Here is a 26,342-nt window from a genome sequence, read left to right as displayed (position 1 = left end):
TGCCGTGCTTTAGCATGCCGCCCGGCATCTTCAACCATCTCTCTGGACGTCCAGCATCCGCAGGAGTTCCCGGATCACATTTAGCGCTTCGTTCAGCACCACGATGACGTCGTCGGATGGTAAAGAGTCGTAATTCTCGATCGTATCCGTAATCCGGTCGATGACATCTAAGCTGATGCAGGTCGCTGAAAAATCATCTGCCATCTCTCAAGAGCCCTTCGCTGATCGCGAGAGGAGTGTAGCAGAACTTCAGGCTCAAGATGGGATATCCGGCGGCAGCCTGCGCTTGCTGCGGACGAAACGATTGCGGCATCTCACTGCCGCATGCAATTTCGCTTTATCGTGTGAAGACAATTCGCAACGTCAGAACGAGTTATTTTATCGTTCACGTGCAAAAGGGATCAAGGTGAACGTGAGCATGCCGACGAACAACAGGCATGCCGACCATTCGGCCAGATAGCGGCGATCTACTCCATCCAACGGGCTCTGTCCGTAAAAACCTTCCCGGAGAAGGATCACAACGTGCGTGAGCGGATTAAGGAGCATATATTCGCGAAACGGCGATGGCAGCAGGCTGGGTACGTAGAACACGCCGGAAAGAAGTAGAAGCGGCTTCGTCACGATCGAATACAGCTTCTCATACAACGAGTACCTCTGAAAAAGCGCTGCATTGAAGAAGGCCATGCCCAGCGCTAGCGCCCAAGCATAGAAAACTGCTTCCAGTAATGCTTTCCAGTTCAAGGCTAACGCGTGAGGTTCCGTCATGCGAGCAGCAGTCAGGATCACCAGCGCCACCAGAAGCGACGTTATGGATTGCAGAATGAAGCGTCCTACGAAAGCGTCGATTGGAGCGACTGTGGGATAGGAAAGAAGTGCTCTGTTCGCGCTGATCGAGGAGGTCAAATACCGGTATGTATCGGAATAGAATGCGAAAGCGATGAAACCGGTCGCGAAGAACAGCGGAAAGCTGGTACCCAAAGCAGGATGACGCGCAAGGGCTCCGAAGAGGAAGCTCATCAGCACCACGTAGGATACAGGCTCAAGGAGCGCCCAAATATATTTCCGCCGGGATGCTTTCCATATCGCGTCGCGACCTCACGCAAAGCAAACGACGTCGATACCCTTATATGTGTCTTGAAATACTGCATTACGTCCCCGGCACTGCTTCCCAATTGTCATAGCGCGGAATTTGTGGCGGCAAAATGGATTTCTCGATATCCGCCACCTCTCCCGCCCCCAACACAAAAAGACTTGTTCGCCACCAAAAAATCCGTGACATCTACCCTATCGAACAGGAGGCTTTCATGGACCACGCGAGCAAGACAAACGCGCTCAATCTTGACAATTTCTGGATGCCGTTTACGGCAAACCGCCAGTTCAAGGCGACGCCGCGTCTGCTCGCGCAGGCGGATGGCATGTATTACACCGATGTGGACGGCAACAAGGTTCTCGACGGCACGGCGGGGCTGTGGTGCTGCAATGCCGGCCATGGTCGCAAGAAGATCGCGCAGGCCGTCGAACGCCAGCTCACCACCATGGATTTTGCCCCGACCTTCCAGATGGGTCATCCCATCGCGTTCGATTTCGCCACGAAACTGGCGGAGCATGCGCCGGGCGGTGCCGCCGCCAAGCTGGATCGGGTGTTCTTTACCGGTTCCGGTTCCGAATCCGTCGATACCGCGCTCAAGATCGCCATCGCCTATCAGCGGTCGATCGGGCAGGGTACACGAACTCGCTTCATCGGTCGCGAGAAGGGCTATCACGGCGTCGGCTTCGGCGGCATTTCGGTCGGCGGTCTCGTCAACAATCGCCGTGTCTTTCCGCAGATCCCGGCAGACCATATGCGTCACACGCTCGATATCGAGCGCAACGCCTTCTCGAAGGGATTGCCGGCGCATGGCATTGAGCTTGCCGACGATCTCGAACGTCTCGTCGGACTGCACGGGGCGGAAACCATCGCAGCCGTGATCGTGGAGCCGATGTCAGGCTCCGCCGGCGTCATCCTGCCGCCCAAGGGCTATCTCGAAAAGCTGCGCGCAACGGCCACCAAGCACGGCATTCTTCTGATTTTCGACGAAGTCATCACCGGCTTTGGCCGTCTCGGCATGCCGTTTGGCACGGATTACTTCGGTGTCGTGCCGGATCTCGTCACCACCGCCAAGGGCATTACCAACGGCACGATCCCGATGGGCGCCGTCTTTGCCAGCCGCACCATCTATGATGGCATGATGGCAGGACCAGAGAACGCGATCGAGCTGTTCCACGGCTATACCTATTCCGGCCACCCGGTCGCCTGCGCCGCCGGTCTCGCGACCATGGAAATCTACGAGGAAGAGGGCCTGTTGACCCGCGCTGCCGGTCTTGCCGGCGAATGGGAAGAGGCGCTGCACTCGCTGAAGGGCCTGCCGCACGTCATCGACATCAGAAACCTTGGCCTCGTCGGCGCCGTCGAGCTGGCATCGCGCGAAGGCGCTGTGGGCGCACGTGCCTATGATCTCTTCGTCGATTGCTTCCAGAAGGGGCTGCTGGTCCGAGTGACGGGCGACACGATCGCGCTGTCGCCGCCGCTGATCATCGAAAAGGAGCAGATCGGCACCATCGTCTCGATGCTCGGTGATGCGCTCAAGCGCGCGGCATGACGGGCGACCTTAAAAAGAAAGTGCAGCCGGTAGGTGGTACCGGCTGCACATGAGTTCGTCTGTCTAGCGTCGATAAGCGCGAGACCGTTTCCGGATCAGGGCCTTGCTGCTGGCGCAATGTCGGTTTGCGACGGCTGCAGCGTATCGCTTTTACCGGACACTGGGGCCTGACCGGTCAGCCGCTCTTCTGCAGGGGCGGTTGGTGCGGCGAGTGCCGGTTCCGTGGAGCCGGTCGTCCCGTTGGCCGGAGGACTCACTGCTGCAACCGGTGCCCGATCCGTCTTGTCGGTGGTCGCGGACTGCTGTGCGGTTGCCGCGGTCTGGTCGGTGCCGATCGGCTGCGGAATGACCGTGCCGTCGGCATTGGCGACCCGCCAGACCGTGTTGCCGGAATCGTCGGCAACCAGAAGCGCCCCCGTTCCATCGATCCCGACACCGACAGGTCTGCCGCGCGCCTGATCGTTCTCGATAAAGCCTGTCACGACGTCCTGTGCCTTGCCGACAGGCTTGCCGTTTTCGAAGGGCACATAGACGACCTTGTAGCCGTTGAAGTGATCCCGGTTCCAGCTGCCATGTTCGCCGATGAAGGCACCGCTTGCGAAGGCGGACGGCATGGCGGAATTGGCCGAAAACGTCAGGCCGAGTGCTGCGACATGGCTGGACAGCGCGTAGTCCGGCGCGATCGCCCTTTCGACCATGTCCGGCCGTGGCGGGTGAACGCGAACGTCGACATGGTTGCCGTAGTAGCTCCACGGCCAGCCGTAGAAGCCATCTTCCTTCACCGACGTCATGTAGTCCGGCACCAGGTTCGGACCGAGTTCATCACGCTCGTTGACGACGGTGTAGAGAACGCCCGTATCCGGGTTGAAGGCAAGACCATTCGGGTTGCGTAGGCCGGATGCGAAGACGCGTGCCGCCCCCGTCTGACGATCGACTTGCCAGATCGCGGCGCGGCCCTTTTCAGCCTCGAGCCCGTTCTCCACGATATTGGAGTTCGAGCCGACCGAGACGTAGAGCATCTTGCCATCGGGGCTGAGCGCCAGATCCTTGGTCCAATGGTGGTTGATTGGCCCGCCAGGAAGCGGGGTCAGCACCTTTGGCGGCGCGGTAATCTCGTTCTGGCCGAGTTCATAAGGGTAGGCGATCACGGCGCTGGCCGAGGCCACGTAGAGCGTATTGTCCACCCAAGCCAGGCCAAACGGGGAATCGAGCTTGGTCAGAAGGTCGTGTCGTTCGTCGACCGTGCCATCGCGATTGGTATCGCGAAGCAGGGTGATGATATTGGTTTCCTTCTCAGCGCCAATATCGCCGTGGGCGATCGACATGATCCAGCCGCGGATGAAATCCTTCGGCCTCGAGGTCGGCTCGCCTGCCGGTGCCTTGGATTGCACGACAAGCACATCGCCGTTCGGAAGCGTGTGGACGGTGCGCGGGCTCGAAAGATCCTTGGCGTAAACGGTAACCTTCAGGCCTTCAGGAACCTTCGGCGTTTCGCCATCCTTCCAGCCGATCACTTCCGCGACTTTCAGGTCGGGGATGAGCGGGTGCGATGGTTCCGGCAGGACAGGATCGGGGCCAATCTGCGAGTTGACGTCGAAGTCATTGCTTTGGGAAAAGGCCGGCAAGGCGGTGCCGAGCGACAGCGAAAGCGCGGAGGCAAAGAGAATGCGGGACGGCTTCATGGATCAGATCCTCCAGGCCAGGCGGGAATACTTGCGGGCGGAAATCGCAGCGGCGAAAACCGAGAGAACGAACGTGACGACAGAAATCGCCAGTCCGTAAGGCACAACGGCCGTCCAGCCGTCGCCGGCGTGAACAAGGCTGTTGAGGAAGGCCAGCGCCAGAATGACGATATAGATGACGATGGTGAGAAATGCCGGGCGCAGCGGCCGCGTTCTTGGACGAAGCATATCCAGCAGGCCGGCGACGATTGCGACGCCACCGAAGACAAGGCCGGCGAACAGAAGCCAGGAGGAAAAGTTCTGCCACATCAGGTGACCATCGCTTAGCCAGAAGGCCAGGTCGGTCCCGAGTGTCAGGGTGAAGCAGACGAAAGGAAAGGGAACGAAGAGGGACTGCAGCGGATACGCCGCAGAGTCTCTGTTATCGGAAGAAAAAACAGTCATGAAAACGCTCCGGGAGGCAAAGAGCCAGGGAATGGACGCCAACCCGTGACGACGCCCTTTGTTCCCTTGGCGCTATCGAGTGGTTAGGTTGGATCATGATCCACAGAAATGGTGAGGCACGACATGACACTGGCAGTCGGATTTTTCACGCGGTCTGCGGTGGATGTGGCGCGCGACCTGATCGGCGCTGAATTCGAGCTTTCGGGCGTCGGCGGCGTCATCGTCGAGACAGAGGCCTACCAGCCGGATGATCCGGCATCCCACAGCTTTCGCGGGCCGACGCCCCGCAACCTTGCCATGTTTGGGCCGGCCGGTCATGCCTATGTTTACCGTTCCTACGGCATACACTGGTGCGTGAATTTCGTTTGCACGCCAGGCAGCGCGGTGCTGATCCGGGCCTTGCAGCCCGTGAACGGCATTGCCGAGATGGAACACCGGCGGGGCAGGGCGGAGCCCCTGCTGTTATGCTCCGGCCCCGGACGCGTCTGCCAGGCGCTGGGAATTGGTATCGAGCATGACGGCCTGTCGCTCATGGAAGCGCCTTTCCGGCTTGCTCCGCCGGTAACACCGCCCTTGGTGGTCGCGGGACGGCGGATCGGCATCTCGCGTGGTATCGACCAGCCCTGGCGGTTCGGCCTTCAGGCATCGCTGCATGTCAGCCGACGCTTTACCGGCAAGGGAGGGCTGCCGGGGGACCCGACAGCCGCACAGGATTGACCTGCCGTGCCTATTTCCGACCGAGCCGGGTCAGCAGTCCACCGGTTGCCAGCCCCACGAGAATTGCACTCGCGACGAGAAGCAGTCCGTAGGACATGATGTTGTCCGACAGCCAGTTCGTTGCGATCAACCGTGCATTCGAGAGTGAAAAGTTTGCAGTCGGCGTGAAGTGGAACCAGTTGACCGGAACAATCACCGGATCTGCTTCGGAAACATCGTGCACGGACACGCGTCCGTCGAGTTGGTTCCACGCCTCGCGTGCCGAAAAGGCCTCCATCCCGGCGGAAAGCTCATCGCCCGTCGCGCCGATCACTGCCGTCCAGGTGCCGGTTTGGGTCGGATCGTTTTCCTGTGCGATGATCATTCCGGCGGTTTTCGGCGGCACATAGATCGCGTCACCGGCCGGCGCAAACCGCAGCATCGGTGCGGAGAGGTCAAAGTTCCGCTTGGCCCAATCCGCCACGGAAGAAAGCTGTCGGCCGAAGAAGTTGTTGCCGTTGCGATCCTGCCAGTCCTGGAGCGTCAATGACGCCCGGTCGGCCGGGACGTGATCGCTGTTCTCACCCCAGCTACCGCGGCTTTTCTGCTCGATGCCGAGATCCGTCAGGATATTGGCTGGAAATTCGGAGATCGCGCCGACAAACAGCGCATTGCGCCCGGCGATACGCGCCGTTGAAATCGTCACCGAGACCGGTATTGCCCGATGTGACGCGGTCGCGATCTTGCCAAGGAAAGTTGCCGCAGATCCGAGGGTCTTTTCATCGATCCGGCCGAGGAACAAAGGAACGGACTCGGTGCCGGTCGAGTAAGGAAAGCCGGTGCCCGACGTAGCGCCGAGATTGGGGACGCGCGCGATGCGGGCGAAATCCGGCATCTCGAACTGTGAAGTACCGAAGAGAGCAAACCGCGTGCCTTCATTCGCAGTGGCACCCGGCGCGCAGGCCTTGTCCGACGCCGTCAGCAGCGCAGCTTCGAGCGTGATCGTGTTGACCCCAGGTTTGAAGTGACGCAGCGTCAGCTTGATCGGCAGGTGGCGCAGAATGGCGCCTCCGTCCGAGGTGATCGGAACGGTTGAGGCAATATTCCCATTGACGAAGACGTCGATGTGACTGCCAGGCAGAACCTCCGACACATAGGCGGCATCCAGCAGGATGCGCGCTTCGCCATAGGCGTTCGCGTAGAAATCCGCCGGAACGCCGATTGTGAACTCGGTACGGTAAAGCCGCCCGGAAAACTCCTCGCTGCTGACCCCGAGAGAATTAAAATCAATCGATTTCTCGGCAAACAGGAATGGCGTATCGATGCCGCGCCAGCTCGAGGTCGCCAGTGTATCGCGGCGCTGGATGCTGCCGCCATCGGTGGAGGCAACGAAACTGTCGATAAGGCCCTGAAGCGCCGGCCAGCTGGGTCCCGACAGGACCAGAGCGGAGGATCCGTGCCCGGGGTAATCGGTAAAGCTTGCAACGGCTGCACTGGAAGCGGCTGCCGCCAGGTTCGGAAGGATCGGTCGAAGCTCGTCCGGTGTCCCCACGAAGACCGCAAGTTCGCCGGGCCTCAGATCGGGTGTAATGGTTTTCTGGAATGAAAACGACTGGTTCGGCATGCCGCCCACCAGCGATAATCCCTGCGCAAGCCGCATCAGAACATCCGTCGCGCCCAGCTGGTCGAGCGCCGGCACGATCAAGCGGAACCGTGTCTTACCGCTGCCGTCGACGCCGACTGCCCTGACATCGTCCAGTCGGTTGAACCGGTCGCTACGCTCGTCGTCGAACGCCAGGAACGTCCGCTTCGGGTCGATGTCGGTCCAGAGTTCGAACGTGGATTCGACCGTGCAGTCGGTGCGGTGACGCTGATTGGCCGCGAACCGTACCATATTGCCGCCCGCCTTCAGAACGCCCGGCGGTATGTCGAGCACCCGTTCGAACGGCTGGTCGGGCGATGCAATCTTGTCGCCATAGATCTCGACGTCGTTGATCGTCACGGAAAGGCGCGAGGCCTCCGGCGCAACGACGATCGAGTTCTGGTACGTAAGGTGCAGCTTTGCACCCGTCGCCGCCTGCTCCTCGGTCAGGTAGACGGACCAGGAACGCTGCTGGACCTCGCCGTTCAGGCGCAGCGACGGGGCAGGGATGAGGTAGCGCCGCGCCGTTTCGGTCGAAGCCTTGGCTGCCGCCTGAGGAGCAGGGGCCGTTACCGGAGAGGGAGAAGCGGTGGCCGCCGGTGCCGGTGCCGCGGGCGTTTTCGGAGCGGCTGGAATGGGCCGTTGAACCTGTGGCACAGGTGCCGGAGCCGGGGTCTGCGGTGAAGGCGGCGCGGTCGGGGTTACACCTTGGCGGGATCGCTCCGGACCCATGTCGAATGGCGATGATGCGGGGGCCGGCGATTGAGCGGGTTGCTGCGCAAGCGACGAGACCGACAGGGCGCCGGTCGATGCCAGCATGGCCGCGACGAAGAGAAGGCGGGGGAAGCGTGTATTGATGATCATGTCGCTCAACCTTCCTTCGTCGTCTGGCTCTTGCCCAGATCCTTCAACAGGTAGCCGAGGCCGCGGGTCGTCTGATAGGCGGCAAGACCCAGGAACCAGATCGTGCCGCGCAAGAGGCCCGGGTTGTAACGTCGCGAGGTCTGGAATTGTGTCCACTGGCTCGAATTGGCGAATATGAGATCGGCGATCAAACGGTGATCGGTGGATTTCTGGGGCATGTAGCGGCACCCCGCCGTTGTCACGTCGCCGACCGTATCGAAGTTGCGGATTTCGATCGGCAAGTCGCTGATCGGCAGGTCGCTGAACGGCTGGAACCGGAGCACACCCATGGCACCGTTCGCGATGTCCCTGGCGCCTTCCGTATAGATCTGCAGTGCTGCACCATTGACCGAAACATCCTCGATCGTCGCCGTGAACCAGCGGTCGCCGATCCCGAATTCGCAACGCCGGCTGACGCGGATACGGCGGGACGACTGCTTCTCTCCACGTTCGGAAACGACGCCGAGCGCGCAGCCCGCAATGATGATGTTGAGAAGATTCCAGCCCCCAACCACCAGCGTCACGTCCGCTTTGAACGGTTCTGTATAGACCCGGTAGATGCTGATGAAGAAGGCAATGACGAGAACGCAGAAGATCACGAAGAACGGCCGGCTGATCTCCGAAAGTCGGCTGACGGACACGGACTCGTCTTTCGCCGTCACCTTGAAGGTCGGCTTGCGCGGATTGAGCATGACCGAAACGACAGCCGGCAGCAGGTGCACGGTCTGGACGTATTCGTAAAGCTCCGAAATCCACGGCCAGCGGAACGAACCGTAGAGGTAGTTCTGCATCAGCATGTTCACGATCATATAGGTCAGCGAGTAGACCAGGAACTCGCCGCCGGACGAGGTGAAGATCTGCAGATCGAAGAACAGATAAAACAGCGGCGCAAACAGGAAGATCGTCCGCGGGAAGGGAAACAGCCAAAATAGCGTCGAGGACATGTAGCAGAGGCGCTGCGGGAAGGAGAGCCCGCGCTTGAGCGGCGGGAAGCGGAACCGCAGGATCTGCATCATCCCTTGCGCCCAGCGCGAGCGCTGGCCGATGAAGCTGGCGAAGGTCGCCGGCTGCAGGCCGGCAATCAGTGGGCGGTCGACATAGATGCTGTGCCAGCCGAGACCGTGCAGATCGAGCGCGGTTTCACAGTCTTCCGTGATGCTGACGCCGCTGAAACCGTTGGAGACTTCGAGCGCCTTGCGGTTGAGAACGGCCGCGGAGCCGCAGAAAAAGGCGGCATTCCACTTGTCGAGACCACGCTGGATGATGCCGTAGAACATCTCGTTCTCGCTCGGCATCTTCTCGAATGTGCGCAGGTTGCGCTCGACGGGATCAGGATTGAGGAAGAAGTGCGGTGTCTGCACGAGGAAGAGTTTCGGCTCCTTCTCGAAATAGTGGACGGTTTCCAAGAGGAAGTCGCGCGTCGGGGCGTGGTCGGCGTCGAACACGGCAATCAGATCGCCGCTCGAATGGGCAAGCCCGTTGTTGAGATTGCCGGCCTTTGCGTGTTCGTTGCGCTCGCGGGTCAGGTATTTGACGCCGAGGTCTTCGCAAAGCTGGTTGAGGGCCTTGTAGCGCGCATCCGCAGCCCGTGCATCCGCCACGTTGTCGGCGCGGCGCTTCTGCAGCGTGCTGCCGTCATCGAGCAGCCAGACGGTCAACTTGTCGGCCGGGTAATCCATGTTGCGGCAGGCTGCAAGCGTGTTGGCAAGCAGCGTCTCGTCCTCGTTGTAGGACGGCACAAAGACGTCGACGCTCGGAAGCGGTCCTTCAGTGCGGCCGTGCGGCTTTCGCGCCGGCAGCGGCATGGCAACGACGAAGAGGCTGAGCGCCAGCATCATCACGCTGTACATCTCGGCCAGGTAGACGAGCATGCCGGGAATGAAATTCTCCAGCTGGTTCACCGGCGGCAGCGTGCTCGTCGTGCGCCAGTAGACGTAGCGCATCACCATCGCGGTGCCGAAGGCGAGAGCCACGAGACGCCATTTGCCGTCGGCGTTGAGCATCTTGATGATGATCATCACCGTGACGATCAGGACGCTCGCGATCAACTGGGTGCGCGTGTTGATCGGCAGGGTGACCAGGGTCACGATCATGATCGTGGCGAGAACCCACACGATGGCAGAAATAAAAGTACGCATCGCCGGATTACCTTTGCGGTTCGATCGACCGGATTACGGTTGGCAGGATCACGACGGGATTGCCGGCCTGACGCTCAGCGACATACGACATTGGCACCCTCCGCCTGTGTCGAGCAGGAAGGCGAAGGAACCGTGACGCGCGGAGCGGCTGCGGGTGTCAGTGACCTCGGGGACGCAGCAGCGTCCGAGGGCGCTGACGGACTGAGGCCTGCGGGAGAAAGTGCGGAAACGCTGGGGATCCTTGGCCCCACCGGCTGCATGACAGGCTCCATCATGCTGCTGGCAACCGGTGCTACGGCTGGCCGGACCGGCGCGGCAGGGGCTGCGCGGCGGATCATCGGCGCAGCTTGCCGTTGCGGCAGGACCGGAACGATAGCTTCCGTCGAGGCAGGACGCGGGTAGGTCGGAGCGCCGGTTCGTCCGATTTCAGGCGAAAGCGGGCTCGCATCGCCATAGGGATTCCAGCCGAGCGAGTCGACGGAGGCGTTGATAGTGAAATTGTACATGAAGGCGAGAAGTGCCTGCTCCGTCGCGCCGGCCTCGCAGATCCGCACGCGGATCTGGATCGAGCCGTAGTTATCGACCGGCGACATCTTCTGCGCCTGCGAGCGGATCTGCTGCCATCCGTAGAGGCAAAGATCGCTGCCCCTGCCGCGCCCGAACGCATAGCCGAACGGGCCATAGCTGTTCTGGACGTAAAATTGCGACCGCACCATCCGTACACCCGGAAACCCGGATGCCATTTCGCGTGCCGTGCCGCTTTGCGAGACCATTTTCGACGTCAGCCGGTTCGAGCTATAGCTGAACGCGCTCTTCGTGCCGAAGAACTGCGCCTTGATGAAGTTCTGGCCGGGCGTGAGTGCGGATGTGAAGAGCGGAATTTCCTGCTCGATGGCGTTGTCGTAGCGCCGCTCGATGACGCCGACGATACCGGGGCCGGATGGCGGGGGCATGACCATGGCTTCTTCCGCCTGCACGGTCTTCACCAGGGCGCCCGGCTGGATCGGAGCTCCGCCGCAACTTGCCAGGACGAGAGGCAGCAATCCTGCGATGGCAATTGCGAAGCTTCGGCGGTCGCTGCGTACGAACCGGCGAACTTCGGCAAATGATCTTTTCGTCATGGGCACTCGCATATAATGGCGCATCTATTGGACAGTCATCGTCCGATCGCTTCCGTCTCGATTTCCGCTTCCACAAAAGTCTACGCAACGAAGCGAATCGCGAGTCTTGCTTACAATTTGCTAAACAAATCTAAATTGTTCGTTAACCATATCAGCTCATTCTTACACATCATGGCGTTCATGCCATTGATGTGCCTCGTTGCGGGGCAACAGGTCGGGGTTAGGATCGGGATCGGAAGTCCATGAAGGTTATGATGATCTCATTGACGGTGGTAGGTATAGCCGCTGTTGGATTCTGGAGCCTCGATAGACAATCCTCCAATGTCGACATGACGCAGCTGACCGGCGCCATCAGTCCCGAAGCGCTCGCATGGGCAGACGGAATGCAGCCGCGTCCCAAGACCGAGCGGCTTACGGCTCAACTGCTCTCCTCCGACGAACCTTCCGCGCAGTCTCCGGGTACAGCAGCGCTTGTGATCACGCAAACGCTGCCGAACGGATCCGCCACCGAACCGGCCGATACGCCTTCCCCGGCGCGTTCGGGCATGCCCTTGATCGCACAGTCCCCGGCCGCATCGTCGCCACCACCCTTGCAGCGTCCCGAAAACTTGACGGCGCAGCGCGGCAACACGCCGCCTCCGGTGGTCGTGGATGAAAGCGCCTTGCGATATTTTGCTGCCCGTGGCGACACGGCACGGCTTCAGGCCGAGATCTCGCGCCTGCGCGCGCTCTATCCGACCTGGTCGCCGCCCGCTGATCCGCTGGCTGTGCGCGCAAGCAGTGATCCACAGCTCGAAAACATGTGGCAACTCTATGCGCAGTCGCGCTTTGCCGACGTACGAAAGGCAATCGCTGACCGTCAGACTGCCGAGAGCGGCTGGCAGGCACCGGACGATCTCCTCGACCGGCTAAAGCTTGCCGAGGCACGTGTCAGCCTGACCGGCGCCTCCGACAGCAAGGATTACGACGTCGTCATCCGCATGGCGGCCGAAAACCCGAGCCTTCTCACCTGCAGCGAAATCGACGTCTTGTGGCGGGTGGCGGAAGCCTTTGCCAAGACCGAGCGACAGGGTCGCGCCCGGGATGCCTATCTCTACGTCCTGGACAATTGCGAGGACACCGCCGCGCGTGTCGCCACGGTGCAGAAGGCAAGTGAACTTCTTCCCTCCACCATGCTGGAAGATCTCCTCGCAAAGGAAAAAACTCCCGCCGGTGGTCAGCCGGAATTCGAGGGTCTGAGAAACGATCTCGCGCGCCGCTTTGTCAACGAAGCCGGCGACGATGCGAAACTGGTCGTAGGCCAGCAGTATGTCACGCGTCTCGAACAACTCGCGGAACGCGAGGGGCTCGCCTCGGACGCGCTGCTGCTGGGCTGGTATGCCTATCGCAGAGACAATCTCGGCGGTGCCGAGCGCTGGTTCCGGCGCGCCTATGGCAAGGAAGAGACGGCCTCCGCTGCTGAGGGGCTGGCGCTCACCCTGGTCCGCCAGAAGTCGCCGCTTGAAGCGGAAAACGTTCTCTATCGTTTCCGGGAAAGTTCCGAAGGCACCAAGGCGGCCTATCTTTCCGCCGTCGCCAATCTTCTTGCACTCGATCCTCCGCCCATGCTGCAGGAAGAGGTTCTGGCCCGCATGGCGCCTGTCGTGATCGCCGCCCGCGATGCCGACGCGGCACAACAGTTCGGCTGGTATGCAAGAGCAATGCGGCAGCTTCGCACGGCCGCCGAGTGGTTCGGGGCAGCACTCGCCTGGAAGCCGGATGACGAGCCCTCCGCCTATGGTCTGGCGCTGACCCGCAACGACCTGGGCGACCGGGCCGGTGTCGCTTCTCTCCAGCGTGCCTGGGGCGGTCGTTCAGAGCGCATTGCAAATCTCGGCAGACCATCTGTAGCGGGCGTCGATGATCGGACAGGTTACCGTCGCCAACCGCCGCTGCCGAGCGTCAGGCCCGAGGATCGCACTGCGGAAGCCTATTCGCAGCAGGACGGACAACCCTACCAGCAACCAGCGCAACGCAGCGTTCAGCAACCCAACCCGCAGCGTGCCGCTGCAACCCGGCAGCCTGTTGCCGTGCAGCCGTCGGTCCGCCAGGCAACCAGATCCGCTCAGGCAAGCTCCGGGCCGCCGTCGCGCGGTTGTGCTCTGACGGAACTCCGCCAGACCAATCCAGACCAGGCGCTATCGCGCGGCTGGTGCCTGATGGATCTGAACAGGCCGCTCGAAGCCGTCAAGGCTTTCGAGGTCGCGCAAAACAGTGCTTCCGACGTGGTCCGCTCCGATGCGTCCTATGGTCGAAGCCTTGCCTATCTGCGGGCAGGCCTGACGGATCAGGCGTCTGTTGCCGCCGCCGCCGCCAAGCAGACCAACTCCCGCGCCGTGGAGCTTCAGAGCGCCATTCTTGCCAATCGCGCCCAAAGCTCCTTCAACCTCGGTCGCTACCGGGAGGCGCTCATCGCGCTCGATCAGCGCGCCCAGATCACGCCGGAACAGACCGATTTGATGATTCTTCGCGGCTACGCCTACCTCAATGTCGGTCGCAAGCCCGATGCGCGAAGAATTTTTCAGGCCCTTGCATCGACCGGAAGCAAGGACGGCCAACGAGCGCTGGCCGAACTGATCTGGCCGCCGGACAATTGAAACACTGCCACAAGCTGAACTTCCAGATTAGATCCATTTGATTTTACTGAAAGTTTTAAAGCTTTTGGTTGAGCTTTTCTGCGCCTCTGTTTGTTGTCACCTTTGCGGACAGTCCGAGCTATGGCCGGTTTCTGACTTTGCTTGAAAGAGCATTTCACACCGCCCGTGTTAACCTTCGGGCAAGGAATTAACCATACATATTAGATAGACGGCGAATGGGATGTCCCGAGGGCTCCCAACAGGCATGAAGCCGCCAAGCCGTACCGGTCTGAATCCGGTATTTCTCATCGACAGATTACGAAATGCTTCGCGGTATAAGCGTCGCCACCGCAGACAGGTCATGGCCTGTCCCGGCACGCTCCCTCCCGTTTCGGATTTGCCTCGCTGGGCGGCAATACACCAACTCGTCGGGTTGGTCTGACTTTCATGCGGGGACGGTTTTGGTGCAGGACACGCCGACAGAACAGGGGCGACGGAGCCAGGCAGGCAGCCTGAGTGAACGCTTGGCCTTTGCTGGCCTCGACGGGGACCTGCGCGACTTGCTGCGCCGGTGCCGGCCGCAGCTCGAACCTCATCTCAAAGCCGGATTGCGCGACTATTTTCACCGGCTGCAGTCCGTTCCCGAGGCTGCCGGTATCTTCGAAAGCGAACAGCAGATCGAACGCCTGCATGACCTCCAGGCGTCTCACTGGAGCGTGCTCAGCGACGCGCGCTTCGATGCACTGTATGCCGAACGAGTCAAACTCCTCTCCGATACCGAAAGCCGCATGGGTCTTGATCCGCGCTGGCACCTTGCCGGTCATTCGGTGATGCTCGAGCATCTGATCACCGGTGCGGTCACCGGAATGTCATCCCGCTCCATTCTTCCGGCAAGTCGCAAGCGCGAACAGGAACTCAACGATCTCGTCAGCGCAATCGTGCGCCTCGTCATGGTCGACGCGGAGATCGCGGTGTCGTTGCGCTTTAACGAATTGCGCCTCAAGCACCAGCGTGCCCTGACCGAGCAGCGCCAGGCCGATCAGGCGCAGGCCGTTGAGACGTTCCTCTCCGTGGTTTCAGCGCTGGCCGATCGCGATCTGACCGCAAAGGTTCCGGACGACATGCCGGACGCCTATCGCGAACTCGGCGACATCCTCAACAGCGCCATCGGCGACATCCGCACGACATTCGAGACCGTCGGCGAAACCGGAATCCAGGCGGACATGCTGACCGACGCGCTTTCCGAGAGCGCACGCACGTTCGCCAGAACTTCCGAGAACCAGTCCGCCCGCTTGCAAAAGTCCGGCGAAACGCTTTCGTCGATCGCTGCCGGTGTCCGCCAGAGTGCCGTCGGCACGGCCGCCGCCGAAAAGGCGACGGCTGCGACGCGCCGCTCGGCGGAAGACAGCGGCAAGGTCGTCGGCCAGGCAATCAGCGCCATGGCAGATATCGAAGCCTCCGCCGAAAAGATCGGCCAGATCATCGGGACGATCGACGAGATCGCATTCCAGACCAACCTCCTTGCCCTCAATGCCGGCATCGAGGCCGCCCGCGCCGGCGACAGTGGCCGCGGCTTTGCGGTCGTCGCCCAGGAAGTGAGAGCGCTCGCCCAGCGTTCCGCCGAGGCCGCCCGCGAGATCAAGACGCTCGTCAACGGCACCAAGACGCAGGTCGATGCGGGTGTCGAAATGGTTCACCGCACGCAGGGCGCCATCGATGGCATCGTCCAGCAGGTGTCCGCCATCAACGACACGATTGCGGGCATTGCTCGCGATACCGGGGTCCAGGCGGAAGGCCTCGACGTCGTCACGGCACATGTCAGTGATCTCAGCCAGGAAGTCGCATCCAATGCCGTTCTGGCGCGTCGCTCGGGCGAAGGCGCGGACGAATTGCAGACGGTGATCCTGGAGCTTGGACGCACGGTTCGCGAATTCCGGATTGCGCGACAGGGCCGTTACGATGACGACCGCTCAAGGCCGGCTGCACGCCGGCCGGAAATTGCCACCGACATCTCCCCGCGGGCCGCGGCGGAACGCATCGGTTCCTCAGAGACATTTTACTCCAAACGACAAGGAATAAGCTGATGGCGGCCAAGAAAGCCGGTCCGGGAAGTTTGAAACTGTCTTCCGTGCTGGACCTCAACGAGGCGTCCGCGCTGCACGCCAAACTGCTGTCCATGCGCGGTAGCGACATCGTCATCGATGCGTCCGGTGTCGAGCGTCTCGGCGTCCAGTGCGTCCAGGTCCTCGTCGCCGGCGCAAACGCCTGGGATGACGACAAGAAGTCCTTTGCCGTCCAAAAGCCTTCCGATGCCTTCGTCAAGACGATGCAGCTCATCGGCCTCGATACACAGAATTTGGTTGCTAAGGAGATTTAGCGATGAAGAAAAAAGTCCTGACCGTGGACGATTCACGGACGATCCGGAACATGCTTCTGGTCACTCTTAACAACGCCGGTTTCGAAACCATCCAGGCTGAAGACGGCATCGAAGGTCTCGAAGTCCTCGAAGGCTGCAACCCCGATGTGATCGTCACCGACATCAACATGCCGCGCCTCGACGGCTTCGGTTTCATCGAAGGCGTTCGCCGCAACGACAAGTACCGCGCCATCCCGATCCTGGTCCTGACCACGGAAAGCGACGCGGAGAAGAAGAACCGCGCCCGCCAGGCCGGTGCCACGGGTTGGATCGTCAAGCCGTTCGATCCCGCCAAACTGATCGATGCCATCGAGCGTGTAACCGCCTGAGCCAGGAAATCCTCCCATGGATATGAACGAAATCAAAGAGATCTTCTTTCAGGAATGCGAAGAACAGCTCGCTGAACTGGAATCTGGTCTGCTGAAGCTGAACGACGGGGACCGCGACCCCGAAACGGTCAACGCCGTCTTCCGCGCCGTTCATTCCATCAAGGGTGGAGCAGGCGCCTTCGGCCTCGATGACCTCGTGGGCTTTGCCCACGTCTTCGAGACGACGCTCGACTGCGTCCGGTCCAACAAGCTCGAGCCGAACCAGGACGTTCTGAAGGTGATGCTGAAATCGGCCGACGTGCTCGCCGATCTCGTCACCGCGTCCCGTGACGGCGGTGGTGTGGACGAGGCGCGATCACGCGGCCTCGTCAAGGAACTGGAAGCCCTTGCCCATGGCGAAATGCCTTCGGCCCATGCCGAAGTCGCAAAGCCTGCAAAGGCCGAGGCACCGAAGCCGAGCGATGACAGCGGTTTCCAGCCGATACCTTTCACCTTCGATGGTTTCGACGACGACGTCCCGGCAGCAAAAGGGTCGGTCTACGAGATCGGCTTCAAGCCGCGCCACGATCTCTATGCCAAGGGCAACGAAGCAGCCCTCCTGCTGCGCGACCTGTCCAAGCTCGGCGAGATGAGCGTCGGCTGCGACATGGAGCAGCTGCCGACCCTCGACAAGCTGGATCCGGAAGCCTCCTATTTCAGCTGGAAAATCTCCCTGACGACCGAAAAGACCGAAGCCGATATTCGCTCGGTGTTCGAATTCGCCGAGTGGGACTGTGATCTCGACGTCAAGCTGGCCGCAGCAAAGCCAAGCGACGAAGAACTGCCGATGGTTCCGGTACCATTCGATCTCTCGTCGCTCGACGATGAGCTCGGCTCCGACACGAAGGCTGCCGACGAGGCAGCCGCCGTCGTGGCGACTGAAGCTGCCGCCAACGTCAGCAAGATGGCTGCCGCCGCGGCACGCGTCGAAAAGAAGGAAGCCGCAGCACCCGCGCCGGCTCCGGCCCAGGCCGCTGCCACAGCGGCCGCCGGCCAGACGATCCGCGTCGATCTCGATCGCGTCGATCGCCTGATCAACCTGGTCGGCGAGCTTGTCATCAACCAGGCGATGCTCTCGCAGAGCGTCATCGAAAACGATGCCAGCGGCACCTCCGCCGTCAATATGGGTCTCGAAGAGCTGCAGCAGCTGACGCGCGAGATCCAGGACTCGGTCATGGCGATCCGCGCGCAGCCGGTCAAGCCGGTCTTCCAGCGCATGTCGCGTATCGTCCGCGAAGTCGCAGACATGGTCGGCAAGCAGATCCGTCTGGTCACCGAAGGCGAGAACACCGAAGTCGACAAGACGGTTATCGACAAGATCGCCGAGCCGTTGACCCACATGATCCGAAACGCTGTCGACCACGGCATCGAAAGCCCTGAAAAGCGCGAAGCCGCCGGCAAGGATCCGGAAGGCACGATCAAGCTTTCGGCCAAGCATCGTTCGGGCCGCATCCTGATCGAACTGATCGACGACGGTGGCGGCATCAACCGTGAGCGCGTCAAGCAGAAGGCAATCGACAACGACCTGATTTCGCCGGATGCCAATCTGTCGGACGAGGAAATCGACAACCTCATCTTCGCGCCTGGCTTCTCGACGGCCGACACGATCTCCGACATTTCCGGCCGCGGCGTCGGCATGGATGTGGTCAAGCGTTCGATCCAGGCACTTGGCGGCCGTATCTCGATCTCCTCGCGCCCGGGTCTGGGCTCGACCTTCACCATGAGCCTGCCGCTCACGCTCGCCGTCCTTGACGGCATGGTGGTAACGGTTGCCGGCCAGACGCTTGTCGTGCCGTTGACGGCGATCGTGGAGACATTGCAGCCGGAAGCGTCTGCCATCCACTCGTTTGGCGCAACGCAGCGGCTCATCTCGATCCGCAACTCGTTCTGCCCGCTGGTCGATGTCGGCCGCATCCTCAACTTCCGCGCCACACAGGCAAATCCGGTCGAGGGCGTGGCACTTCTGGTCGAATCCGAAGGCGGCGGTCAGCGCGCGCTGATGGTCGATGCCATCCAGGGTCAGCGTCAGGTCGTCATCAAGTCGCTGGAAGCCAACTACACCCATGTTCCGGGCATTGCCGCCGCCACCATCCTTGGTGATGGCCGCGTCGCTCTCATCCTGGATGTTGACGCAGTGGTTGCCGCGTCCCGCGGGCAGTCGCTCAGTCCGGAGATGTCGCTCGCTGCGACAGGTTGAACACAATGTCCTACGCTGTGAAAAATCTGACGCAGGCAAGCCGGGAGCTGATCGCTTTCCGGATCGGCGATCAGGAATTCAGCGTCAACATCATGTCTGTCCGCGAAATCCGCGGATGGACGCCGGCAATGCAGCTGCCGCACGCTCCCGCCGATGTGCGCGGCGTGATCAATCTGCGCGGCGCCGTGCTGCCGATCGTCGATCTGTCGGCGCGGCTTGGAATGAAGGATGCCGAACCGACGGCGCGTCACGTCATCATCGTTGCGCAGGTCGGGAAACGGATCGTCGGCCTGCTGGTCGAGGCCGTTTCCGATATCCTTACGATTACAGAAGAGAATATCCAGCCTGTGCCGGAGATTTCCTCCGACCTGGCGAAACAATACGCGAAGGGCATTCTGGCGTTCGATAAGCGGATGATCTGCATGATCGAGCTGGATCATCTCTTCCCCGAGACGTACCTCGAAAAGGAAAGCGAAGCCGCATGATGCCCCTGGGCGCCATAGAAGCCAGACAGTCGCCGGACGAAGTCCTCGCCAGCGGGGAATACCCGTTGACTCGTCGCGACCTGTCGGAGATTGCGGCGATGATCTACGCCGATGCCGGGATCTACCTCAACGATTCCAAGGCGTCGCTCGTCTATTCCCGCTTGTCCAAGCATATCCGCAACCTCGGACTGCGGGGCTTTCGGGAATACTGTACCCTGGTCGCCTCTGTCGAGGGCGCTCCGGCACGCCGGGAGATGCTGTCGCATCTGACGACGAACTTCACCCGTTTCTTTCGAGAGAACCACCACTTCGAGCACCTTCGGGACGAGGTCCTGCCCGGGCTGATCCAGCGTGCCCGCAATGGCGGACGTGTGCGCATATGGTCGGCGGCCTGTTCCGACGGGCAGGAGCCCTATTCGATCGCGCTGACGGTGCTGGGCCTTCTTCCCAACGCTGCCGACTATGATTTCCGCATCTTGGCAACCGATATCGACCCTAAGATCCTGGCTGCCGCGCGGGCAGGAGCCTATGACGAAGGTGCCCTCGAAACTGTTTCCCCGGCCATGCGCAAGCAGTGGTTCCGCGAGGTCGACGTCGGTGGCCGCCGCAAGTTCCAGGTCGATGATCGCGTCAAGAAGCTTATCACCTTCAACGAACTGAACCTGATGGCGCAATGGCCCTTCAAGGGTGGTTTCGACATCATCTTCTGCCGCAACGTCGTGATCTATTTCGACGAACCGACCCAGGTGAAAATCTGGTCGCGCTTCTCCCAGCTTCTTCCGGAAGGCGGCCATCTCTATATCGGCCATTCGGAGCGGGTATCGGGCGAAGCGAAGAACACGTTCGATAATATCGGCATCACGACCTACAAATATATGGGCAAGAATGCCGGGAGGAAGGCATGATCGCACCGGCCAGAGTTCTCGTCGTCGACGATAGCCCGACCATGCGAGGCCTGATCACGGCCGTCCTCAATTCCGATCCCGATGTCAGCGTCGTCGGGCAGGCCAGCGATGCGATGGAAGCGCGTAGCGCCATCAAGCAGCTCAATCCTGATGTCGTGACGCTGGACATCGAGATGCCGAACATGAACGGCCTCGACTTCCTCGAAAAGATCATGCGTCTGCGTCCGATGCCGGTCATCATGGTCTCGACCATGACCCAGCGCGGCGCCGACGCAACGCTTGCCGCGCTCGAAATCGGTGCGTTCGACTGCGTCGGAAAGCCGGTGCCGGGAGACGTTCGCCCGTTCATGGATCTCGCTGAAAAGGTAAAGGCTGCGGCACGCTCTGCACGCCGACAGGTCAGTGCTCCGGTCTCAATGGTCCCGACGCCGGCATCAGATTACCGCAACGGTCGCAAGGTTGTGGCGATCGGATCTTCTACCGGTGGCGTTGAAGCGTTGATCGCAGTGCTTCAAAAGTTTCCGCTGAACTGCCCACCGACTGTAATCACTCAACATATGCCGTCCACGTTTACGAAAAGTTTTGCTGAACGGCTTAATCGTATCTGCGCTCCTGTAGTGCAGGAAGCGACCGATGGTGCGCGTCTCGAGATCGGCAAGATCTATCTCGCGCCTGGTGGCGACCGGCACCTTCAGGTGGTCAATCCGTCGGCGCCATGCTGCCGGCTGGTCGAACGCGATCCGGTGAACGGCCACAGGCCCTCGGTCGATGTCCTGTTTGATTCGGTCGCGGAGTTGGCTGGTCGCAATGCGGTCGGGGCTATCCTGACGGGCATGGGTCGCGACGGGGCTTCGGGACTGTTGAGGATGCGTAGCGCAGGCGCTCGCACGATCGGCCAGAACGAAAAGACATGTGTGGTCTACGGCATGCCGAGGGTCGCCTACGAAATTGGTGCAGTCGAGCAGCAGCTGCCGCTCGGCTCCATCGGAGACGAAATACTGAAACTAACTGCCGCCCGAAAAGAAGGTACCGAATAATGTCCCTCGCTGAAAAAATCAAAGTTCTGATCGTCGACGATCAGGTCACCAGCCGACTGCTGCTCAGCGACGCTCTGACACAGCTCGGTTTCAAGCAGATCACTGCCGCCGGCGATGGTGTGCAGGGCATGAAGATCATGGCCGAGCAGCCGCATCACCTGGTGATCTCGGACTTCAACATGCCGAACATGGACGGTCTGGGCCTGCTGCAGGCAGTGCGCACCAACCCGAACACCAAGAAGGCAGCGTTTATCATTCTGACGGCGCAGGGCGATCGCGCTCTGGTTCAGAAGGCTGCTCAGCTCGGCGCCAACAACGTGCTCGCCAAGCCATTCACAATCGAAAAGATGAAAGCTGCTATCGAGGCGGTGTTCGGAGCCCTTAAATGAACGACCCGGCAGGTGCCAAACGCGTCCATATTATCCAGGGCGAATTCAAGGTCGAAAGCGATCCCAATGTGGTTTTGTCGACGATTCTTGGCTCGTGCGTGGCTGCCTGCCTTCGTGATCCTGTCGCCGGTGTCGGCGGCATGAACCACTTCCTGCTTCCGGGCTCGGGCGGGGCAGCGTCGTCGGGGGGCGACGCGACCCGCTACGGCGTGCACCTGATGGAGTTGCTGATCAACGGTCTCCTGAAAAAGGGTGCCCGTCGTGACCGGCTCGAGGCAAAGATCTTCGGCGGCGCAAAGACGATTGCCAGTTTCTCCAATGTCGGCGAACAGAATGCGGCCTTCGCCGTGGAGTTCCTGCGTGACGAAGGCATTCCGGTGGTGGGGTCCTCGACCGGAGGCGATCACGGCCGCAAGCTGGAATTCTGGCCGGTCAGCGGCCGTGCCCGGCAATATCCTCTCACAGGCGCCGAAACGCAAAAGACGGTTGCGCTGGAGCAGCGTCCTGTCCGTACGCCACCAAAGCCCGTCGAAAGCTCGATCGAATTCTTTTAATTCTTACGCCTGGGTAAAGACGAGGAAATTCATGACTGAAATCACCGCCCCGATACGCGATTCCCTTGAGGAATCTCTGCCCGAGGTACTGATGCGCCTCGTCTCGGAGCTGCACGATGTCGCCTATCTGATCGAGCGTATCGAACCGCAGGTGTTGGAACTGGGCGGCCCGGGCCTGCTTCATTCGCCCGACAGCGTAAAAGTGCTGCAGGGCATCGATCTCGCGGTGCAGAAAACGCGGGGTCTCGCAGAGTTCATCGATACCGTCACCGCGAGCATCCCGAGCGACTGGATGGTGGATCTGTCGACGGCTCTCAGCCTCGTCAAACTTGCCGACATGCAGAAGGCGCTGGCCAACGGGATGCGCCACGGCCACTCCCAGCCGCTCAACAAGGCCGCTGGAGACTTCGATTTCTTCTGACGTCAGAGACTGTCTCTGACCCTGCTGCCAGGCCGCGTTGCAATCATCATGCGGCAACCAGACAGGACGTTTCGAAACGCTCGCGCAAGCTTCGCTCCCTAGGGTGATGCTGGGCATAGGCTCGAGATGTTATCTGGCGGCGTGGGACAGAATGAATCTGTTATCTCAATTTCCAACAATATTCAAAAATCTGGCCAGTCTTGGCCAGACACGATTGATCGCGCTGGGCGCCGTCGGCGTCGTTTCGATAGCGATCGTTCTGGCCGCTGCCCTTTATGTGAACAAGCCCTCCTATGAGGGACTGTATGTCGGTCTGGAAACAGCCGATCTCAATCAGATCAGCATCGCCCTTGCGGAAGCCAACATGCCCTTTGAGGTTGGCTCTGATGGCGCAAGCATCCAGGTGCCTGTCGGTATGACCGGCAAGGCGCGTCTGATGCTTGCAGAACGCGGCCTGCCCAACAGCGCCAATGCCGGCTACGAGCTGTTTGACAATGTCGGCTCGCTCGGTCTGACCTCCTTCATGCAGGAAGTCACGCGGGTGAGGGCGCTCGAAGGCGAAATCGGCCGTTCGATCCAGCAGATCTCCGGCGTGTCGGCCGCACGCGTCCACATCGTCATGCCTGATGCCGGCAACTTCCGTCGCGGCGAGCAGAAGCCGACGGCGTCCGTGATGATCCGTGCGAACGCATCCGCCGGTCGCAAAGCCGCTGCGTCTATCCGCCATCTCGTCGCCTCGGCCGTCCCGGGCCTCGAAGTCGACGACGTCACGATCCTCGATTCAACCGGCCAGCTTCTCGCCTCGGGTGACGATGGCAGCAACAGCCAGATCAGCCGTTCGCTCGGTGTGGTCCAGTCGGTCCAGCAGGAAATCGAAAACAACATCGACAAGGCGTTGGCACCCTTTCTCGGAATGGATAACTTCCGCTCCAGCGTGACTGCCGCCCTCAACACCGACAGCCAGCAGATCCAGGAAACCGTTTTCGACCCGAACTCCCGCGTTGAACGGTCGGTGCGCTCCACCAAGGAAGCTTCCAAGTCGCAGCAGGCCCAGAACGACAGCGCGACCACGGTCGAGCAGAACGTTCCCCAGGCCGCTCCTCAGGCCGGCGGCGACGGCGCTCCTAAATCCTCCGACCAGTCGGACAAGAAGGAAGAGCAGACCAACTACGAAATCAATCAGAAGACCACGGCGACAGTTCGCAACGGCTATCAGATTGAAAAGATTTCGATCGCCGTCGTCGTCAACAAGGGCCGTATTGCCAAGATGGTGGGCGAGCCCGCGGATCAGGCAAAGGTCGACGCCTATCTTGCCGAAATGCAGAAGATCGTGTCTTCGGCTGCCGGCATCAGCAGCGACCGCGGCGATGTCGTCACACTCACGGCCATGGATTTCGTCGAAACCCAGCTTCTCGACGAGGCCGCTTCGTCTGGTCCGGGTATGATGGAAGTGCTCAACCGTAATATCGGCGGCATCATCAACTCGCTTGCGTTCGTTCTTGTCGCCTTCCTCGTGGTCTGGCTTGGCCTTCGTCCTCTGGTGCGCACCGTCGGTGGCAACACCAGCGTCCCGGCCGGAGAGCTTACCGCCGATGCGGCCGGCCTCGAACTTCCCGACTTCTCACCGGGTGGCGCAAGCCCGGCGCTCATGGATGGCTTCGGCGCCGACTTCGGTTTCGACAGCTCGGACGATCTTATGGGCGGTGCCGACGACGGCGGCTTCAACCGCCGGGTCAAGGAAGGTCCGGAAAAACGTCTCTCCCGCATGGTCGAGATCTCCGAAGAGCGGGCCGCGAAAATCCTGCGCAAGTGGGCGATCGACAAAGCAGCCTAAACTGCCTTCACAAACATATGATCACAACAGGCCGGGCTCGTCCCGGCCTTGTCGCGTGGGCATTGCCATACAGTTGGCGCATTTTAGCCTCATTGATGAAGCCTTTATGGATGGAAGTGGGCAAAATCGGCGCTCGCGGCATAGCATTTCCAAAAGCGATTCCTACAATGGCCCTGATTCGTACGGCAACGTCTAGGCTTTGCACATGTGAAGTCTGATTCGGAATGGACCGGTCACGCCAGGGTATCGGCACCCGGAACTGCCTTAATTCTGGAAGCGGATGCCATACGTCGTTTGAACATACCGGTGTCGCCCTTCGGGGAGAGGAGCCGGTGGGGAGCAGATAACGGTGGAGTTGCCTGAAGCAGAGATGACGATCGACCAGCGCGCGTATCACGATGGACCTGGGTCGAAAATTATCTCCCGTGAACAACTGGTAAGACGGCTTTCGATCTTGTCGAGATCGAACAACGTTCAGGCTATCATGCGGCTGCTCGCAGACTACGTTGGCGCTTCGCATTTTCTTCTCGCCCGCTACGACCTCGTCCAGGAACACGGTCTCGATTTCATCGTAACCTCCAACTGGCCATTCGATCTCGTCCGACGGCTCGGGGCGGATCTGGCGAGTGGTTATGCGCGTTCGACGGAACTCGAAAAGTGTCTGTCGCTGCTGACCCCGAGCTTCGCGCTCCTGCCCGATGACATCACGCCGCCGGACGACATCAGCCGCCAATACTGTTCGCTGACATTCTGCGTCGGCAAAACCCGTTTCTCTCTGATGCTGCTTTTCCTGGAAGGCATCATCCTGTCACAGGAAAGACTTCGCGAAGTCGGACTGTTTGCATCCTATGGCGCAAGCTTTGCCGAGGCGCGCGATGCCAAGGCCGAACGCGACTTCGAACTGACGGAACGCGAGCTGGAATGCCTGTTCTGGATCGCCGAGGGCAAGACCAGCGATGAGATAGCGGTGATCCTCGGGATCTCCCGCAATACGATCAACAACTACATCACCAGCGTGATGCGTAAGACGGCAACCAAAACGCGGTCGGAAGCGATCGCTTATGCCGTACGCAACAATCTGGTTTAGGAAGGCTTGGGGCAACAATGGGCTTTTCCCGCGGTGGAACGTCAGATGGACCGGGCAGCATCCAGTATCTGCGTCTTCAGCGTGCCTCCAGTCGTTCGGACATATTTCCCAAACTCGTCGCCATGCAGAGGAACCTCAAGGCGCGGCACTTCGCTGTGTTTCGTGTTACCGGCGCCGGGCTTCCCAACAAGCGCAAGCTGGTCTGCGAGCTGGACAACTGGGGCGCCGGAAGCGGGGAGCATCAGGGCGTACTCGTGAGCTCCTACGGCGATATGTTTCTCGATCATATCGAAATGTCGATCCTGCCGATCGTGTGGACCGGCACGGAAAAAGGGGCCTATAGCGAGGCCGGCGATTTTTCCTCGCTCGTGCGCAAGATCGACGACCGGATCATGCCATCGTCAGGAATTGCATTCCCGGTGCGGTTGGGTGCTCTCGGGAATGGCTACGTCACGTTTTTGTCGGGCTCGCTGGAGCTGGGCAGCAATCTGATCATCGACCAGCACGTCAGAAGTTGTCAGGTCATGATGGACCTTCTGGCACTCGATGAGCGTCGAAGCGTGCCGGCCGAATCCCTGAGCGAACGGGAAGTGGCGTGTCTTCAACTGGCCGGCGACGGTCGTATCAGCGAAGAGATCGCCGAGAAGCTTGGCCTCTCCGTTCACACTGTCAACGCCTATCTCGGCTCCGCGACGATCAAGCTCAATTCCGTGAACCGCATCCAGGCGATCGCCAAGGCGATCCGCCTCGGCTACATCCACTGAAGTCT

The 26,342-nt window shown here is 60.7% G+C and carries 23 protein-coding genes; 16 read left to right on the top strand and 7 right to left on the bottom strand.

Going from position 1 to position 26,342, the window contains the following annotated elements; genetic code table 11:
* Positions 1–30 precede the first annotated feature (30 nt).
* Positions 31–204, bottom strand: coding sequence for a hypothetical protein (locus tag AC0JZ8_RS20170; protein ID WP_209903151.1), 174 nt, complete (start codon positions 202–204; stop codon positions 31–33).
* A 174-nt stretch (positions 205–378) separates the two neighbouring features.
* Positions 379–1,083 (bottom strand): ABC transporter permease, encoded by a 705-nt coding sequence (locus tag AC0JZ8_RS20165; RefSeq protein ID WP_471893402.1) that lies wholly within the window; start codon positions 1,081–1,083, stop codon positions 379–381.
* 221 nt (positions 1,084–1,304) lie between these two features.
* On the opposite strand from AC0JZ8_RS20165, the gene aptA reads away from it, so the two are divergent.
* Entirely contained in the window at positions 1,305–2,639 is a 1,335-nt protein-coding gene (aptA, locus tag AC0JZ8_RS20160) for an omega-aminotransferase AptA (RefSeq protein ID WP_471893284.1), read from the top strand.
* 95 nt (positions 2,640–2,734) lie between these two features.
* Here the strand turns inward: aptA and AC0JZ8_RS20155 are convergent, their stop codons facing one another.
* The gene (locus AC0JZ8_RS20155) at positions 2,735–4,321 is read right to left on the bottom strand and encodes a PQQ-dependent sugar dehydrogenase (protein WP_471893283.1); all 1,587 of its coding nucleotides are present in this window, start codon (positions 4,319–4,321) and stop codon (positions 2,735–2,737) included.
* Between the two features lie 3 nt (positions 4,322–4,324).
* Positions 4,325–4,765, bottom strand: coding sequence for a DUF2231 domain-containing protein (locus tag AC0JZ8_RS20150; protein WP_062453848.1), 441 nt, complete (start codon positions 4,763–4,765; stop codon positions 4,325–4,327).
* Positions 4,766–4,888: 123 nt separating this feature from the next.
* On the opposite strand from AC0JZ8_RS20150, the gene AC0JZ8_RS20145 reads away from it, so the two are divergent.
* Positions 4,889–5,482 carry a DNA-3-methyladenine glycosylase gene (locus AC0JZ8_RS20145; RefSeq protein ID WP_471893282.1) on the top strand — a complete coding sequence of 198 codons (594 nt, stop codon included), beginning with the start codon at positions 4,889–4,891 and terminating at the stop codon, positions 5,480–5,482.
* Positions 5,483–5,492: 10 nt separating this feature from the next.
* On the opposite strand, the gene AC0JZ8_RS20140 is transcribed toward AC0JZ8_RS20145, so the two are convergent.
* The 3 genes from AC0JZ8_RS20140 to bcsN all read right to left on the bottom strand — a co-directional run bounded on the left by AC0JZ8_RS20140 (position 5,493) and on the right by bcsN (position 11,265).
* The gene (locus AC0JZ8_RS20140; RefSeq protein ID WP_325261912.1) at positions 5,493–7,967 is read right to left on the bottom strand and encodes a cellulose biosynthesis cyclic di-GMP-binding regulatory protein BcsB; all 2,475 of its coding nucleotides are present in this window, start codon (positions 7,965–7,967) and stop codon (positions 5,493–5,495) included.
* Between the two features lie 5 nt (positions 7,968–7,972).
* Complete coding sequence (bcsA, locus tag AC0JZ8_RS20135; RefSeq protein WP_062453845.1) at positions 7,973–10,144, bottom strand: UDP-forming cellulose synthase catalytic subunit; 2,172 nt, start codon at positions 10,142–10,144, stop codon at positions 7,973–7,975.
* Positions 10,145–10,218: 74 nt separating this feature from the next.
* On the bottom strand, positions 10,219–11,265 hold the full coding sequence (gene bcsN / locus AC0JZ8_RS20130) for a cellulose biosynthesis protein BcsN (protein WP_162238117.1): 1,047 nt from the start codon (positions 11,263–11,265) through the stop codon (positions 10,219–10,221).
* Between the two features lie 329 nt (positions 11,266–11,594).
* Here bcsN and AC0JZ8_RS20125 point away from each other — a divergent pair, with 329 nt between their 5' ends.
* The 14 genes from AC0JZ8_RS20125 (at position 11,595) to visR (ending at position 26,337) form a co-directional block, all read left to right on the top strand.
* On the top strand, positions 11,595–13,901 hold the full coding sequence (locus AC0JZ8_RS20125; protein WP_471893281.1) for a tetratricopeptide repeat protein: 2,307 nt from the start codon (positions 11,595–11,597) through the stop codon (positions 13,899–13,901).
* Positions 13,902–14,341: 440 nt separating this feature from the next.
* Positions 14,342–15,964, top strand: coding sequence for a methyl-accepting chemotaxis protein (locus AC0JZ8_RS20120; protein ID WP_471893280.1), 1,623 nt, complete (start codon positions 14,342–14,344; stop codon positions 15,962–15,964).
* Positions 15,964–16,257, top strand: coding sequence for an STAS domain-containing protein (locus AC0JZ8_RS20115; RefSeq protein WP_062453840.1), 294 nt, complete (start codon positions 15,964–15,966; stop codon positions 16,255–16,257). Before AC0JZ8_RS20120 ends, AC0JZ8_RS20115 begins: the two co-directional genes overlap by 1 nt.
* Before the next feature lie 2 nt (positions 16,258–16,259).
* Entirely contained in the window at positions 16,260–16,625 is a 366-nt protein-coding gene (gene cheY1, locus AC0JZ8_RS20110; protein WP_062453839.1) for a chemotaxis response regulator CheY1, read from the top strand.
* Positions 16,626–16,641: 16 nt separating this feature from the next.
* A complete protein-coding gene (locus tag AC0JZ8_RS20105; RefSeq protein ID WP_062453838.1) occupies positions 16,642–18,861 on the top strand; it encodes a chemotaxis protein CheA in 2,220 nt (739 codons plus the stop codon).
* A gap of 5 nt (positions 18,862–18,866) precedes the next feature.
* Entirely contained in the window at positions 18,867–19,346 is a 480-nt protein-coding gene (locus AC0JZ8_RS20100; protein WP_062453837.1) for a chemotaxis protein CheW, read from the top strand.
* On the top strand, positions 19,343–20,251 hold the full coding sequence (gene cheR, locus AC0JZ8_RS20095) for a protein-glutamate O-methyltransferase CheR (protein WP_062453836.1): 909 nt from the start codon (positions 19,343–19,345) through the stop codon (positions 20,249–20,251). Before AC0JZ8_RS20100 ends, cheR begins: the two co-directional genes overlap by 4 nt.
* Positions 20,248–21,288 carry a protein-glutamate O-methylesterase CheB gene (gene cheB / locus AC0JZ8_RS20090; protein WP_062453835.1) on the top strand — a complete coding sequence of 347 codons (1,041 nt, stop codon included), beginning with the start codon at positions 20,248–20,250 and terminating at the stop codon, positions 21,286–21,288. Before cheR ends, cheB begins: the two co-directional genes overlap by 4 nt.
* Positions 21,288–21,677, top strand: coding sequence for a response regulator (locus AC0JZ8_RS20085; RefSeq protein ID WP_062453834.1), 390 nt, complete (start codon positions 21,288–21,290; stop codon positions 21,675–21,677). The genes cheB and AC0JZ8_RS20085 overlap by 1 nt, the downstream gene beginning before the upstream one ends.
* Complete coding sequence (cheD, locus tag AC0JZ8_RS20080) at positions 21,674–22,231, top strand: chemoreceptor glutamine deamidase CheD (protein WP_062453833.1); 558 nt, start codon at positions 21,674–21,676, stop codon at positions 22,229–22,231. Before AC0JZ8_RS20085 ends, cheD begins: the two co-directional genes overlap by 4 nt.
* Positions 22,232–22,262: 31 nt before the next feature.
* Positions 22,263–22,652 (top strand): chemotaxis protein CheT, encoded by a 390-nt coding sequence (cheT, locus tag AC0JZ8_RS20075; RefSeq protein WP_062453832.1) that lies wholly within the window; start codon positions 22,263–22,265, stop codon positions 22,650–22,652.
* Positions 22,653–22,803: 151 nt separating this feature from the next.
* On the top strand, positions 22,804–24,486 hold the full coding sequence (fliF, locus tag AC0JZ8_RS20070; RefSeq protein WP_062579079.1) for a flagellar basal-body MS-ring/collar protein FliF: 1,683 nt from the start codon (positions 22,804–22,806) through the stop codon (positions 24,484–24,486).
* A 370-nt stretch (positions 24,487–24,856) separates the two neighbouring features.
* Entirely contained in the window at positions 24,857–25,573 is a 717-nt protein-coding gene (visN, locus tag AC0JZ8_RS20065; RefSeq protein WP_082471832.1) for a transcriptional regulator VisN, read from the top strand.
* A 17-nt stretch (positions 25,574–25,590) separates the two neighbouring features.
* Positions 25,591–26,337 carry a transcriptional regulator VisR gene (gene visR, locus AC0JZ8_RS20060; RefSeq protein ID WP_062453829.1) on the top strand — a complete coding sequence of 249 codons (747 nt, stop codon included), beginning with the start codon at positions 25,591–25,593 and terminating at the stop codon, positions 26,335–26,337.
* Positions 26,338–26,342: the final 5 nt, after the last annotated feature.

The organism is Velazquezella soli, from assembly GCF_977018685.1.
Note: the sequence above shows the minus strand (reverse complement) of the source record. Positions and strands in the feature narration are given on the sequence as shown.